Source organism: Rheinheimera fenheensis (assembly GCF_039871805.1).
GTDB classification, from domain to species: Bacteria; Pseudomonadota; Gammaproteobacteria; order Enterobacterales; family Alteromonadaceae; genus Alishewanella; species Alishewanella fenheensis.
This window is the reverse complement of the sequence record NZ_JBDPJM010000015.1, coordinates 44538-58494: the sequence shown is the minus strand read 5'-3', so window position 1 is coordinate 58494 and position 13957 is coordinate 44538. Positions and strand designations below refer to the sequence as shown.

11 protein-coding genes and 1 riboswitch are annotated in these 13957 nt (G+C 51.0%); of the genes, 3 read left to right on the top strand and 8 right to left on the bottom strand.

Going from position 1 to position 13957, the window contains the following annotated elements; all coding sequences use genetic code 11:
- Nucleotides 1–123: 123 nt before the first annotated feature.
- The 7 genes from thiH to ABGI61_RS16185 all read right to left on the bottom strand — a co-directional run bounded on the left by thiH (nt 124) and on the right by ABGI61_RS16185 (nt 8073).
- On the bottom strand, nt 124–1236 hold the full coding sequence (gene thiH / locus ABGI61_RS16215; protein ID WP_347603242.1) for a 2-iminoacetate synthase ThiH: 1113 nt from the start codon (nt 1234–1236) through the stop codon (nt 124–126).
- Complete coding sequence (locus ABGI61_RS16210; protein WP_347603239.1) at nt 1233–2000, bottom strand: thiazole synthase; 768 nt, start codon at nt 1998–2000, stop codon at nt 1233–1235. The genes thiH and ABGI61_RS16210 overlap by 4 nt, the downstream gene beginning before the upstream one ends.
- A 2-nt stretch (nt 2001–2002) precedes the next feature.
- Complete coding sequence (gene thiS, locus ABGI61_RS16205; RefSeq protein ID WP_347603236.1) at nt 2003–2203, bottom strand: sulfur carrier protein ThiS; 201 nt, start codon at nt 2201–2203, stop codon at nt 2003–2005.
- Entirely contained in the window at nt 2187–3686 is a 1500-nt protein-coding gene (thiE, locus tag ABGI61_RS16200) for a thiamine phosphate synthase (RefSeq protein ID WP_347603233.1), read from the bottom strand. The genes thiS and thiE overlap by 17 nt, the downstream gene beginning before the upstream one ends.
- Entirely contained in the window at nt 3679–5454 is a 1776-nt protein-coding gene (gene thiC, locus ABGI61_RS16195; RefSeq protein WP_347603230.1) for a phosphomethylpyrimidine synthase ThiC, read from the bottom strand. The genes thiE and thiC overlap by 8 nt, the downstream gene beginning before the upstream one ends.
- A gap of 97 nt (nt 5455–5551) precedes the next feature.
- Nucleotides 5552–5662, bottom strand: a riboswitch (TPP riboswitch).
- 54 nt (nt 5663–5716) lie between these two features.
- Entirely contained in the window at nt 5717–7162 is a 1446-nt protein-coding gene (sbcB, locus tag ABGI61_RS16190) for an exodeoxyribonuclease I (protein ID WP_347603227.1), read from the bottom strand.
- A gap of 71 nt (nt 7163–7233) precedes the next feature.
- On the bottom strand, nt 7234–8073 hold the full coding sequence (locus ABGI61_RS16185; RefSeq protein ID WP_347603224.1) for a LysR family transcriptional regulator: 840 nt from the start codon (nt 8071–8073) through the stop codon (nt 7234–7236).
- Between the two features lie 109 nt (nt 8074–8182).
- Between ABGI61_RS16185 and ABGI61_RS16180 the strand changes: the two genes are divergently transcribed.
- The 3 genes from ABGI61_RS16180 to ABGI61_RS16170 are packed head-to-tail and all read left to right on the top strand — an operon-like array spanning nt 8183 to nt 12679.
- Entirely contained in the window at nt 8183–9364 is a 1182-nt protein-coding gene (locus tag ABGI61_RS16180; protein WP_347603222.1) for an acyl-CoA dehydrogenase, read from the top strand.
- Between the two features lie 58 nt (nt 9365–9422).
- Nucleotides 9423–11633, top strand: coding sequence for a thiamine pyrophosphate-dependent enzyme (locus ABGI61_RS16175; RefSeq protein WP_347603220.1), 2211 nt, complete (start codon nt 9423–9425; stop codon nt 11631–11633).
- Complete coding sequence (locus ABGI61_RS16170; RefSeq protein ID WP_347603217.1) at nt 11630–12679, top strand: malonyl CoA-ACP transacylase; 1050 nt, start codon at nt 11630–11632, stop codon at nt 12677–12679. The genes ABGI61_RS16175 and ABGI61_RS16170 overlap by 4 nt, the downstream gene beginning before the upstream one ends.
- Here ABGI61_RS16170 and ABGI61_RS16165 read toward each other — a convergent pair.
- Nucleotides 12653–13834, bottom strand: coding sequence for a tetratricopeptide repeat protein (locus ABGI61_RS16165; RefSeq protein ID WP_347603215.1), 1182 nt, complete (start codon nt 13832–13834; stop codon nt 12653–12655). The two genes, ABGI61_RS16170 and ABGI61_RS16165, sit on opposite strands and share 27 nt — an antisense overlap.
- Between the last annotated feature and the right edge of the window lie 123 nt (nt 13835–13957).

Here is a 13957-nt window from a genome sequence, read left to right as displayed (position 1 = left end):
TCCGAACTCAGAAGTGAAACGCAGCTGCGACGATGGTAGTGTAGCATTCGCTATGCGAGAGTAGTTCACCGCCAGGCTCCCAATACCAACCCCGCTCTCTAGAGCGGGGTTTTTGTTTTGCGCTTAACGGCCTAAAAAGCTGTCCCAGTCTTTCCAAACCGGTTGTAAACCTTTTTGCATCAGAGCTTTGGCTACCTCTGCCGGCGCGCGGTTATCGTCAGTGCTAAATTGTTCCAGATTTTCTGGCTCAACGCTGTAACCGCCGGGTTGGGTTTTTGAGCCGGCACTGACACTGGTTATGGCCAGCGGCACCACATGCTGGCGAAATGTGGCAGATTCACGCGTTGACAGGCTAATTTCCAGCTCTGGTGCAAACAATCGAAAAGCGCAAATCAATTGGATCAGTTCTTTGTCACTGATGGGGTTTGCTACCGTACTACCGCCACTGCATGGCCTGATACGCGGCACGGATAAACTAAAACGGCATTGCCAGTAGTGTTGTTGTAAGTAACGCAGATGTTGTGCCAGCAATATGGCGTCAGTACGCCAATCACTAAGACCAAGCAAAATACCGAGGCCGATTTTATCAATACCGACTTGTCCCACGCGGTCTGGTGCATCAAGCCGCCAGTGGATATCGCTTTTTTTACCCTTTAGATGATACTGCTTATACGCCGCAGCATTATAGGTTTCCTGATATAGCATCACTGCATCGATACCAAGCGCCTTTAGCTTGCTATATTCAGCGCTGTTTAGTGGCTGTACTTCTAACTGCACAGTGCTGAAGTAGCTGCGGACTAACGGTAGCACTTCACAGAAGTAATCTATGCCGACTTTACGCTCGTGCTCACCTGTCACAAGCAGCACCTGATTTATACCGAGCATTTTTATCGCGCGACATTCCTGTGCTACTTCCGCCAGGTTTAAGGTACGCCGTTTTACTTTTTGACTGAGTGAAAAACCGCAGTACGTGCACTCATTAGCGCACAGATTGGACAAATACAGCGGTGCATAAAACTGCACTGTATGGCCAAACCGTTGCCGGGTCAGTTGCTGTGCTTTAGCTGCCAACGCACTCAGTAGTGGTAAAGCAGCCGGTGAGAGCAGTGCCTGCAAATCTGGTATACCAAGCCGCGGTTTGGTCAGCGCGGCTTGCACATCAATCAGGCTGAAATTACGGCTTTGCAGCTGTAGTTCCTGCCAGCTTTGTTGTTGCCACTGTTGGGTAAAACTCATAGTGCCGCCAGAAAATCAGTTAGCGGGCTTGACGCTGCTGCATAGGCCTGTGTGGCAGCTAAGCCGGCTTTATACGCTATGCGTCCTGCACTTACAGCTTGTGCAAAGGCGCCTGCCATTGCTACCGGATCCTGGCTTGCCGCAATAGCAGTATTCACCAGTACGGCTGAGGCACCTAGCTCCATCGCTGCAGCAGCATGTGATGGCGCGCCAAGCCCGGCGTCTATGATCACCGGCACTGTGGCTTGCTCGATAATAATCTCCAGCATGGCGCGGGTTTGTAAGCCCTGATTAGAGCCAATAGCAGCGCCAAGTGGCATGACTGCCCCGCAGCCAACTTGCTCCAGCCGTTTACATAACACCGGATCAGCACTGCAATAGGGCAGTACCACGAAGCCCAGTTTAACCAGCCGTTCGGCAGCAAGTAGGGTTTCGATAGGATCGGGCATTAAATAGCGCGGGTCAGGGTGAATTTCCAGTTTTAGCCAGTGGGTCTGTAGTGCATCGCGTGCCAGTTCAGCGGCAAAAATAGCCTCTTTCGCAGTTTTAGCGCCAGAGGTATTTGGCAGCAACTGAATTTTCATCGCCCGCAGTGGCGTCAATAAATCATCCCGGGGTTTATCTAACTCCAGTCGCTTTATGGCAAGTGTAACCATCTGGCTGCCACTGGCCTCTATAGTTTGTTGCATCAGCTGTGGGCTGGCAAATTTTCCGCTACCTAGCAGCAGGCGGCTGTGCAAGGTTGTATCTGCAATTGTCAGCAAGGTCAGCCTCCTGTCACTATCTGAAATAGTTGTATCTGATCATGATTTTGCAACTGATACTCATGCCAAAGGCGTTTAGCGATAATGCTATTGTTCACTGCGATTGCCAGGCCCTCAGTGGTTAACTGTTGTTGCTGTAACAGTTGCACTAAGGTGCTGTCATCAGCAAGTTGTAATGAGGTATCGTTAAGCAAAATGTGCATAATGTTGCTCCACGTGATGTTTAAAGCGTGAAAATGCCTGTTCAGGTTCAGCCTGCGCGGTAACGGCAGATACCACGGCTACACCGGATACACCGCACTGCAACACTGCATCAAGCCGTTCTGCGCTAATACCGCCTATCGCGACAGTTGGCATATCGCTACAGAGTGCTGCGTAGCGCTTGAGCCTGGTTAAGCCTTGGGGTTGTGATGGCATCTGCTTGGTTTGGGTGGCAAAAATATGCCCCAATGCGATGTAAGACGGCTGTAACTGACGCGTACGTAATACTTCAGCGTAACTGTGGGTTGAAATGCCCAGACGTAAACCGGCGGCAGCTATTGCAGGTAAATCTGCTTCAGCTAAATCCTCCTGGCCTAAATGCACGCCATAGGCAGCGTATTTAATTGCCAGCTGCCAGTGGTCGTTGATAAGTAGCCGCAATTTGTAGTCGCGGCTTAATACCACAGCTTCGGCTATCTGCTGTTCAATTTCCAAAGCAGCGCCATGTTTTATGCGTAGTTGGATAACGTCCGGTTCAAGTGGCAGCAAACGTTTTAGCCATTGCACACTGTCCACCACCGGATAAAAGCCGATAGGGTCGGTGATGGCGGCAAAGCTGAGCGTATCGTAGTGAGTATCTTGCGGCTGTTTTAGTTTGGGAAAATAGCGCGGCTCTGTCGGCCAGCCGTGATGCTGTAAGCTACCGGCGCCTTTGCCTGTCGCGTAGCTGTGGCACAGCGCTTGTTGCAAATAAGCTCGGCCAACAATAATACTATCCGCAAGCTCATAACCATGAGCCCAGGCTGCTGCTATTGCGCTGGATAAAACGCAGCCGGTGCCGTGGTTATGCACCGCGCTGAGCCTGGGTAGGGTAAGCTGAAAGCGACTGTTTGGGCTGACAAACTGATCAGTGATATCGACTGTATTGCTATTGTGGCCACCTTTTACCAGTACGGCTTTTGCGCCCCATTGCAATAATTGCTCAGCTTGCAACTCACTCTCAGAGTGCGGCAACTGACTAAGCAGGGAAAGTTCCGGCAGGTTGGGGGTAATAAGGTCCAGCAAGGGTAACAACTTTTGCCGCCAGAGGCTCAGTGTGCTTTGCCGGACAAAATTATAGCCGCTACTGCTACTTAGCACCGGATCGGCTACAACCACAAAAGAATATTCCGTTTTATGTTGCGCCAGCCAGCTGGCTAATTGCTCCAACAATCCGGCATCAGGAATCAGCCCTATTTTAATTACTTTAGGTGGCATATCCTCAAGCAGACAATTCAGTTGGGTGATAAACAATGCAGGGCTCACAGCCTCATAACCAACCACTTCTGTGCTATTTTGCGCCGTGACAGCCGCAATTACACTGCAACCATGGCAATCCATTGCCGCAAAAGTATGTAAATCCGCCTGAATGCCGGCGCCACCGCCACTGTCTGAACTGGCAATAGTCCAGACGATGGGTTTTGCTTTAGATAATTGCTCAAGCATCAGTTAATGCCTCTTGCTGCTGAACTTGCTGGTTAAGCCGCATTGAGCAAAATTTCGGTCCGCACATTGAGCAAAACTGTTCGGTATCGGCGCCTTCGTGGCTTAGCGTTTCATCGTGAAAAGCTTTAGCGGTGAAAGGGTCCAGTGCCAGATGGTACTGATCCTGCCAGCGAAATTCGTAGCGGGCTTTAGACAGGGCATTGTCTCTTTGCTGCGCTGCCGGATGGCCTTTGGCCAGATCTGCCGCATGGGCGGCAATTTTGTAAGCGATAAGACCTTGTTTTACATCTTCTTTGTTGGGCAGGCCGAGATGCTCCTTTGGCGTAACATAGCACAGCATGGCGCAGCCAAACCAACCAATCATCGCAGCACCTATGCCAGAGGTAATATGATCGTAACCCGGTGCAATATCGGTCGTCAGCGGGCCCAAAGTATAAAACGGTGCTTCGTGGCAATGCTTTAGCTGCTCAGTCATATTTTCCTGAATAAGCTGCATCGGCACATGGCCCGGGCCTTCTATCATCACCTGTACATCATAGCGCCAGGCAATTTTGGTCAGTTCGCCCAGGGTGCGCAGCTCGGCAAATTGCGCTTCATCGTTGGCATCGGCAATACTACCTGGGCGCAGGCCGTCACCCAGTGATAATGAAATATCGTAAGCTGCACAGAGCTGGCAAATTTGCTCAAAATGCTGATATAAAAAGCTTTCCTCGTTATACAACCTTGTCCACTGCGCCATAATTGCACCACCGCGTGAGACGATGCCGGTTACCCGCTTCGCGGTTAAGGCAACAAAATCTTTTAACACCCCGGCATGAATAGTAAAGTAATCGACCCCTTGCTCAGCTTGCTCGATTAAGGTGTCATAAAACACCTGCCAGTTTATCCGGCTGACATCGCCGTTTACTTTTTCCAGCGCCTGATAAATCGGTACTGTACCAATAGGCACCGGGCTGTTACGGATAATCCAGTCACGGGTTTGGTGGATGCGCCGGCCGGTAGATAAGTCCATTACGGTATCTGCGCCCCAGCGCGTGGCCCACACCAGCTTTTCCACTTCTTCTTCAATGCTGGAGCTAACCGACGAGTTACCGATATTGGCATTGACCTTAACTTTAAAGTTGCGGCCAATAATCATCGGCTCTGCTTCCGGGTGGTTAATATTGGCCGGAATAATGGCGCGGCCGGCGGCCACTTCCTGGCGCACGAATTCTGCGGTGATTTGCTTAGGGATAGCTGCGCCAAAGCTTTCGCCCTGATGGGTTCTGACGCCATCATCTGCTGTGGCCATATTTTCCCTAAGGGCGATAAAGTGCATTTCTGGCGTAATAATGCCGGCACGGGCATAGTGTAATTGGGTGACTGTTTTGCCAGGCTTGGCTTTAAGCGGCTGATGCTCAAATTCGGTGATCTGTTCATCCAGTGCGATATCGGCATATGGCAGCTCGGGCGAGGGGGCTACATCACCGCGCTGATTAATCCAGTTAAGCCGAAGCTTAGGCAGGCCTTTTAGTACATCTAACGGCTGCGTGGGGTCGCCATAAGGGCCCGAAGTGTCATACACCGGCAGTGACGGGTTAGCTTGAAGGCTGCCATCGGCTAAACGGCTGGGACTAAGGTGAATATCCCGTACGGGCACTTTAATGCCACTTTGACCGCATTCAAGGTAACGACGGCTGGATCCGGGAAAGTTTTCGCCTTGCAGTGCCTGAATATAGGCTCGGGCATGGGCGCGTAACTCACGTTTTGATAAAGGTGTAGCAGACATAGCAAGCTCCGGTTAACAAGTTGAGGTTGCTTGTCCGGAGTGGGGGCAGGTTATAACAGTCAGCAAATCCGACGGGCGGATTTGGCCTGGGTTAAATGCTGTATTTCCCCTTGTTTCCCTTCGCAGGTATTAGCCTGATCAGGTTCAACGGATCCCGTTTTCACGGTCTCAGCCCGCTGTAAACAGCTGGGCACTCCGACAAGATGGTGCTAAGTATTCACGTATTGCTAACGAAATTCAAGGTCTGATTGCAACCGGTGTTTTATAAACTCTGCACATACAGGTAAAGTGATTTAAGAATTTTCATCTTCTGCTCATCACTGGCGTGCTCATGCGCCAGATTTTCCAGCGCCAGGCTAAAGTCTTCCATCGTTAAATTTGGGTTATCCAGTCCATGCATCAGTTTATCCGTGCGGTAGCGCTGCCATTTTTGCTGTTCGCTGTCAGTCAGGCTGTAAGGGTAGTTGCGGGCACGGTATAAAAACAGCAGACTGTTGAGGCGCTCGTCACTGAACATCGGCGCGTTTACCGCCAACTGCTCTGGCGTTAGCTGATGCAACTGCGCCATTTTTTGCTTGTCACCATCGCTGATAAAACCGCTGTACAACTGATAATCCGGGTTGGTTTCTGCGGCAAACTCATTTAGCTGCTCATACAACTCAATAGCTTTGGCCTGCACTTCACGGTGCTGGCGTAAAAATTCTAAATGCTTCAGGCACTTTGCTCTGTCAATACCAAATTCTGCGGCGCGCTGTTCTGTTAGGGTTTTTGCTGGTGCTAAAACCGGGCATTTATTCAAATGAATAAGCTTTAAGCCCAGCCGCTGTTCGCCCTCAGCCAGATCAGTCGTTTTGGTGTACAGCTTTTGCTGTAAGGTCTCGATATCGTCTTCCAGCAGTGGTGTGGGGTCGGCCTGCAGGTTATAACAAATCACCGCATTCTTATTCGTCGGGTGAAATGCCAGCGGCACCACCCAGCTAACACAACCTTGAGTAGCCGGGAATTTTGACGATACATGCACCAGCGGTGTCATACCGGCGACGTCAATCAGCTCGGCCACTTTGGCTTTTTTTCGTAACTCAAATAAATAGCTAAAGAGTTTAGGCTGTTTTTCTTTTATCAGTCTGGCGATGGCAATGGTGGCGTAGACATCGGATAACGCATCATGGGCGTTTTCATGAGCTAAGCCGTTAGCGCGGGTTAGCTCTTCCAGTTTAAAGCTGGGGCTGCCATCTTCGCGCTGTGGCCAGTTAATGCCGTCGGGACGCAGCGCATAACAAGCTCGCACCATGTCGATTAAGTCCCAGCGGCTGTTACCGTGTTGCCACTCGCGGCCATAGGGCTCATAGAAATTGCGGTACAGGCTATAGCGGGTCACTTCATCATCAAAGCGAAGGTTGTTATAACCCAGTACACAGGTATTGGGCGTACTAAAGCGTTGCAGAATACGCTGCATAAAGTCAGTTTCGCTCAGGCCTTTTTTATTGCACAGCTGAGGCGTTAAGCCGGTAATTAACGCCGCTTGGGGGTGCGGCAGGTAGTCATTGGCCAGTTGGCAGTACCAGACATCCGGCTCACCGATAATATTCAGGTCTAAATCGGTTCGGATCCCGGCAAACTGCGCCGGGCGGTCGCGCTTAGGATCGGCGCCCCAGGTTTCATAATCGTGAAAGTAAAAACTGGCGTTTTGGCTCATAAATATCGTCAAATCATAACCGGTAGCTAGTGGCGCCAGTGTAGCAGTATGGCAACAGAGGTGACATGCTTTTGCTGATCTAATTAACGGGCGCTGGCCTGCTGACACTGCTGTAACAACATTGCAAGTGCATTGCTACTGCTGTTTTTCGGGTATGCCAGGCCGATGGTGCGTTCCAGCTTTGCGTCGGCAATAGGGCGCAATAATACATCGCTGCGCTGCTGCATATTGTCAAAGTTCGGTACCAGCGCACAGCCAACACCAGCGGATACCAGCCCCAGTGCGTATTCGATGGTTTGAATGTTGGCGCGCAGATCAGGCTTAATACCGCGGCGCACCATCTCCGGGTAAAGGCTGTTCCAGGCATCACAGGGGGTGCGTTTAATCAGCGGCAGGTTTTCAAAATCGGCCAGGCCAATATTGTCCTGCAGCATCAGGGCAGAACCAGGCGGCAGCGCAAGCAAATAACTGTCGTGCCAGATAGGTGCAAAGGCTTCACCGGCTTTAAGCAGCTGCGGCGTAATAATACGCGCATCACAGGGCTCATCCGGCTCGACTAAATGCAGCTCTAACCCCGGCACACTATTACTAAATTCGCGCAGCAACTGACTCATACGCTCTACGCCCAGAGCACGAATAAGCCCCAAACGGAACTTTACCCGAGCTACCGGCTCGCTGAACGAAGCTTTTAACGACTGCAATTGGCTAAGCAGGCGGCCGGCATGGCCGTATAGCTTATCGCCGTCTTCGGTTGGTGTTACCCCTTTTGGCAGACGGATAAATAAGGTGACGCCCAGTTCTTGTTCCAACTGGCGCAGGGCAGCCGATAGCGATGGCTGTGCCACACAGCATTGGCGCGCTGCGGCGCTGACACTGCCTTGCTCATATACGGCAACAAAGTAACTGAGTTGGCGGATATCCATAGTTAAAAACTATACCTGATACAGAATTATTATATTTTAACTGTACATGAAAGCAGGCTACTCTGGCGATAACTAAAATTACTTTGCTGGTTTTACTGAGGAATTTGCTATGGCACGTGCACATTTTGATTGGCAGGACCCTTTTGCATTTAGCAACATGCTAACGGAAGAAGAGCGGATGATCCGCGATACCGCCCACCAGTATTGCCAGGAAAAGCTGCAAACACGGGTGTTGATGGCGAACCGTGAAGAGCATTTTCACCGCGAAATTATGAATGAACTGGGCGAGTTGGGGCTGCTTGGCGCGACCTTGCCGGAAAAATACGGCTGCTCGGCAGTGAATTATGTCTGCTATGGCCTGGTGGCGCGTGAAGTGGAGCGTGTAGATAGTGGTTATCGCAGCGCAATGAGCGTGCAATCCTCTCTGGTAATGCACCCCATTCACGAATACGGCAGCGAAGTACAGCGGCTGAAATATTTACCTAAACTCGCCAGCGGTGAATGGGTGGGCTGCTTTGGTTTAACTGAACCCGATGCGGGATCAGATCCTGCCAGTATGCGCACTACAGCGAAAAAGACTGCCGGCGGTTATGTAATAAATGGCAGCAAAATGTGGATCACCAACTCGCCGATTGCCGATGTGTTTGTCGTGTGGGCCAAATTAGACGGTGACATTCGCGGCTTTGTGCTGGAAAAAGGCATGAAAGGCTTATCGGCACCAAAAATTGACGGCAAGTTTTCGTTGCGTGCGTCGATCACCGGCGAAATTGTAATGGATAACGTTGAAGTGGGCGAAGAGGCGCTGCTGCCTAATGTGAGTGGCTTAAAAGGTCCTTTTGGCTGCCTGAATAAGGCGCGTTATGGTATCGCCTGGGGCGCGCTGGGTGCGGCAGAGTTTTGCTGGCATGCGGCCCGGCAGTACACGCTGGATCGTATTCAGTTTGGCCGGCCACTGGCGGCTAACCAGCTCATTCAGAAAAAACTGGCGGATATGCAAACCGAAATCAGCATCGGCTTATTGTCTTGTTTGCAAGCCGGCCGGCTGATGGATCAGAACCTGTTACCGCCAGAGACAATTTCACTGATTAAGCGCAACTCGTGCGGCAAAGCGTTGGATATTGCGCGTATTGCCCGTGATATGCACGGCGGTAATGGTATCGCTGATGAGTACCATGTTATCCGCCATGTAATGAACCTCGAAGCAGTCAATACCTACGAGGGTACCCACGATGTGCATGCGCTGATCTTAGGCCGCGCGCAAACCGGCTTGCAGGCGTTTAGCGGCGCTTAAGCGGGCCGCTTTGCCACATCGGTAGCCAAATCAGCAGCATTTGCAGCGGAGTCCGTCTATGTCAGAAGCAGTACATCCCTGGGTTAATGAATACCGGGCCCGGTTAAGCAGCGGTAAGCTGCCGCTACACAGTAGCAGCCACAGTATTGATTTTTCAACGCTGTACCAGCTATGGCATAGCCAGTTATGTAGCCGGCTGCTGGATTTACAGTCACGCTTATTACAGGCCAAAGGCCAAAGCTTTTATACCATAGGTAGCGCTGGCCATGAGGGTAATGCCGCTGTGGCAGCGGCGTTAAGGCTTACTGATCCGGCGTTTCTACACTATCGCAGCGGTGCGTTTTTTATTGAGCGCAGCAAACAGCTGCCAGGCAGCACACCGTTGTACGATATGTTGCTGTCGTTTTGTGCCAGCAGTGAAGATCCGATCTCCGGCGGCCGCCACAAGGTGCTTGGCAGTCTGGTGCTAAATATCCCGCCGCAAACCAGCACTATAGCGTCGCAGTTGCCCAAAGCCGTCGGTGCGGCTTTTGCCATTGACCTGAGTAAACGACTGGGATTGGACGGTCAATGGCCGGCCGATGCCATAGTGCTGTGCAGCTTTGGTGATGCCTCAGCCAATCATTCCACCGCGCAGGGCGCGATTAACTCAGCCTGCTGGGCCGCTTATCAGCAGGTGCCGGTGCCGGTACTGTTTGTCTGCGAGGACAATGGCCTGGGTATTTCTACACCCACGCCCAGCGGCTGGATAGAGCAGGATTTGGCCGACAGGCCGGCACTGAAGTATTTTGCTGCCGACAGCCGCGATTTGGCGCAAAGCTACCATGTTGCAAGGCGTGCAGCCGATTATGTGCGCAGCAAACGTAAACCGGCGGTGCTGCATTTATCTACCGTGCGCTTATTTGGCCATGCCGGTGCCGATGCCGAAGCGGCCTACCGTACCAAGGCACAAATTGAGGCTGAGCTGGAGCTAGACCCGCTGCTTAGCAGCACGGCGGCACTGCTGGCCAGCGGTGAGGTGAGTGCAGAGCAGTTGTTGACGCAACTAAATACGCTGGTGGCGCAAATTAGCCGGGTGGCTGCCATTGCCAGCAGCCGGCCTAAGCTGACCAGTGCAGCGCAGGTCATGGCTTCTATTGCCCCAATGCGCGATGCGCAAGCTGTACCGGTAGTGCCAAACGCTGAGGCACGTCAGCAGCTATTGGCTTTTGATCAGCACAATATGGGGAAAAAGCAGCATTTGGCCAAGCTGCTGAATTGGGCGCTACATGATGTGCTGGCGCAATATGGCAATACTGTGGTGTTTGGCGAAGATGTAGGCAAAAAAGGCGGTGTTTACGGTGTTACCCAGCATTTAGTCCATGCCTTTGGCAGTAACCGTGTCATTAATACGCTGCTGGATGAGCAAAGTATTTTGGGTATGGCAATAGGGTTAGCGCAGCAGGGCTTTATCGCGATACCGGAAATTCAGTTTTTGGCCTATGTGCACAATGCTGAAGATCAAATACGTGGTGAAGCGGCGACTTTACCGTTCTTCTCTAACGGCCAGTACCATAATGCGATGGTAGTGCGTATTGCCGGCCTGGCATACCAGCGCGGTTTTGGCGGCCATTTTCATAATGACAACTCTTTTGCTGTGTTTCGCGACATCCCCGGTGTGATTCTGCTTTGTCCGTCAAATGGTTACGACGCTGCGCTACTGCTGCGGCAGGCGGTTGCGCTTGCGCATCAGCAAAAGCGGCTGGTGATTTTCCTTGAACCTATAGCGCTTTATATGACGCGCGATTTAGTCAGCAATGGCGATGCTTTGTGGTGTCATGATTATCCGTCGCCCGACACGCCGCTACCAGCTTTGGGAGAGCCTGCAGTGTATGGCGATGGCGATGAGCTGGCCATTATAAGTTATGGCAATGGTTATTACTTAAGCCGGCAGGCCGAGCTTGAATTGGCTGCACAGGGCTACCAGTTACGCGTACTGGATTTACGTACCCTGGTGCCGCTGCACACAGATTTAATTGTCAAAGCCTTAACCGGCTGTCGCAAAGTACTGATTGTCGATGAGTGCCGCCGGCGTGGCTCGTTAAGCGAAGAGCTGTTTACTGCTTTGCACGAAGCTAAACCCGCCCACTTTAGTATTGCGCGGCTGTGTGCTGAAGATAGTTTTATTCCGCTTGGCGCCGCGGCTTATGCCGTATTGCCATCGAAGCAGCAAATTGTGCAACAGGCACTCAGTCTGCTAACGGTTGCCACTGAACAGGTGATGTTATGAAAAAGACGGCGCTGGTGGTGTGCCCGGGCCGGGGCACTTACAACAAGGCTGAACTGGGTTACATTACACAGCATGCCAAAGATCGTGCTTTGTTAGCCAGCTTTGATCAGGTAAGAGCCAAGCTTGGCCTTGCCAGTGTCAGCGAGCTGGACGGCGCCGCCCAGTTTAGCCGCAGCGTACATTTAAAAGCGGAAAATGCCGCCGCGCTAATATTCGCTGCCGGTATGCAGGATTATCGCAGTATAGATACAGAGCAGTTTGACGTCGTGGCAGTCACCGGTAATTCGATGGGCTGGTACACCGCACTGGGCTGTGCCGGTGTTTTAGCACCGGATAGCGGCATGCAACTGGTCAGTGATATGGCGCGGCTTACCGCAGATGGCGCCGGTATGCAGTTTATTTATCCGCTTCTTGATGATAACTGGCAAACCGATAGCCAGCGCACGGCGCGGGTGCAGCAGCTGCTGCAGCAACACGCTGGCGCGCTTTTTGTGTCCATAGTCTATGGCGGTTATGCAGTACTGGCCGGCACCGATAACGCGGTAACGGCGGCAATGGCGGCCTTACCGCCTTGTGAGGAACGTTTTCCGCTGTTGCTGCCAGGCCACGCTGCCTTTCACACTCCATTAATGCAAAGTGGCTCGGATAAAGCCCTGGCGCTTTGGCCAGCCTCGCGCTTTAGTCAGCCACACCTGCCGCTGATCGACGGGCGTGGCCAGATCTGGCCGGGTTGGGGCACTGATTTAGCCGCACTGCAGCGCTACACCTTGCAGCATCAGGTATGCCAGACCTATGATTTCAGCAAGGCACTGCAGGTGGCGGTAAAAGAGTTTGCCCCAGAGCATATTATTTTGCTGGGGCCAGGCGCCAGCTTAGGTGGCGCGGTGGCGCAAAGCCTGATCCAAATTGGTTGGCAGGGCATAAGCTGTAAGCAGGAGTTTACCGAGGCGCAACAGGCAACTGTACCTTTTGTTCTGAGCATGGGGCTGCCCGAGCAGAGGTCTGTCGTGAGTTACAGCTCAATACACCCTCGCAGTCTGATTTAAAACAGCTAGTTTCTGTTGATACCTTTGGCGGTCTTGTTTGTAAACTGCGTATTGCTTCGCTTTAGCCATAAATCGAGATGCCAGGCCTTTGTCTCCGGCCAGAAAATGTGCTTTTGCCAAGCCAAAATAAGCTTCATGATTTGTTTTATCAAGTGTAATAGCTTGTTTAAAATGGGGTATTGACCCAGCTGTATCTCTACTCTCAAGGGCTTCATTACCTAGCATAATGTAGTAGTAGGGATTATTTTTTCTTTTTTGTAAAACACGGTTCTCTAACTGTTCTGCCTTACTGATATTCCCGGTTTGGCGATATAAAAATGCGAGATTAGCTAGGGTATTGTTTGAATCAGGTTCAATAGCTAAGCTGTGTTTGTAGCTATCCTCTGCTAAATCATACAGTCCATGTTGACGATACAAAATGGCTAAATTAGACCAAGTAACCGCAAAACTTGGATCTGCGTTCGCTGCAGCTGCGTAGTAGCGGTACGCTTGGGCGTAGTTTTTTTCAGCGTAAGCGATAGCTGCTTTGTTGTTATAGAACATTGCTATAACTCGATTTATGCCGATTTTGTACTCAGGAAAGCGTTTTTTGAGGGTGTCTGGGTCAAAATCTATAACAACATCACTACCCAGTAGTGAGCGACCGATACTGTTCTCTACTATGCTTTGTTGTTTCAGTTTAATGTTTACATGACCGTTGAGCCAACTCTGTCCCATTTGATTAGTCCAGTATTCTGGGATCTGTACATCTTGAAAGCTGGCATCCATACCTAGTTCTTTTGCCATGCTAAAAGCTAAAATAGACAAACTTAAACAATTCGCCTGACCGATCTGTAGCGTTTCACTTGCTGTTCTTGTTGCCGCACTGTCGTATAGAAGCCCATCCTCAGCAAAAGAGAAAATATACTCAAGCACAGCTTTAGCCCGTTGCTCTGCAACATATTCGTCAGCAACAAGTTGCATGAGCTCCTGCTTAACGTGCTTCGGTAGTGCAAAAATTTCTTCAGGTGTTTCAGGAGCTTCAGCGATTCCGGAAAAAGGGTAATCTGTAAACAGTTGGCTACTTTCAACGACACTACTGACGTGGCTGTTGTATGCGCAAGCAGACAAAAAGAGTGTTGCTAAACAGACAAGAAATGCTGCGTTTTGTTTCATAAAGCCTCCACGTAATGCTTTAACTTTAGCGCAAATTAATCGCTATTTTATGGGTTTTTTACGATGAAAATTCGCAAATAGGGCAACCGGTTGTGATTTTGTGATAAATCAAGTACAAAGAAT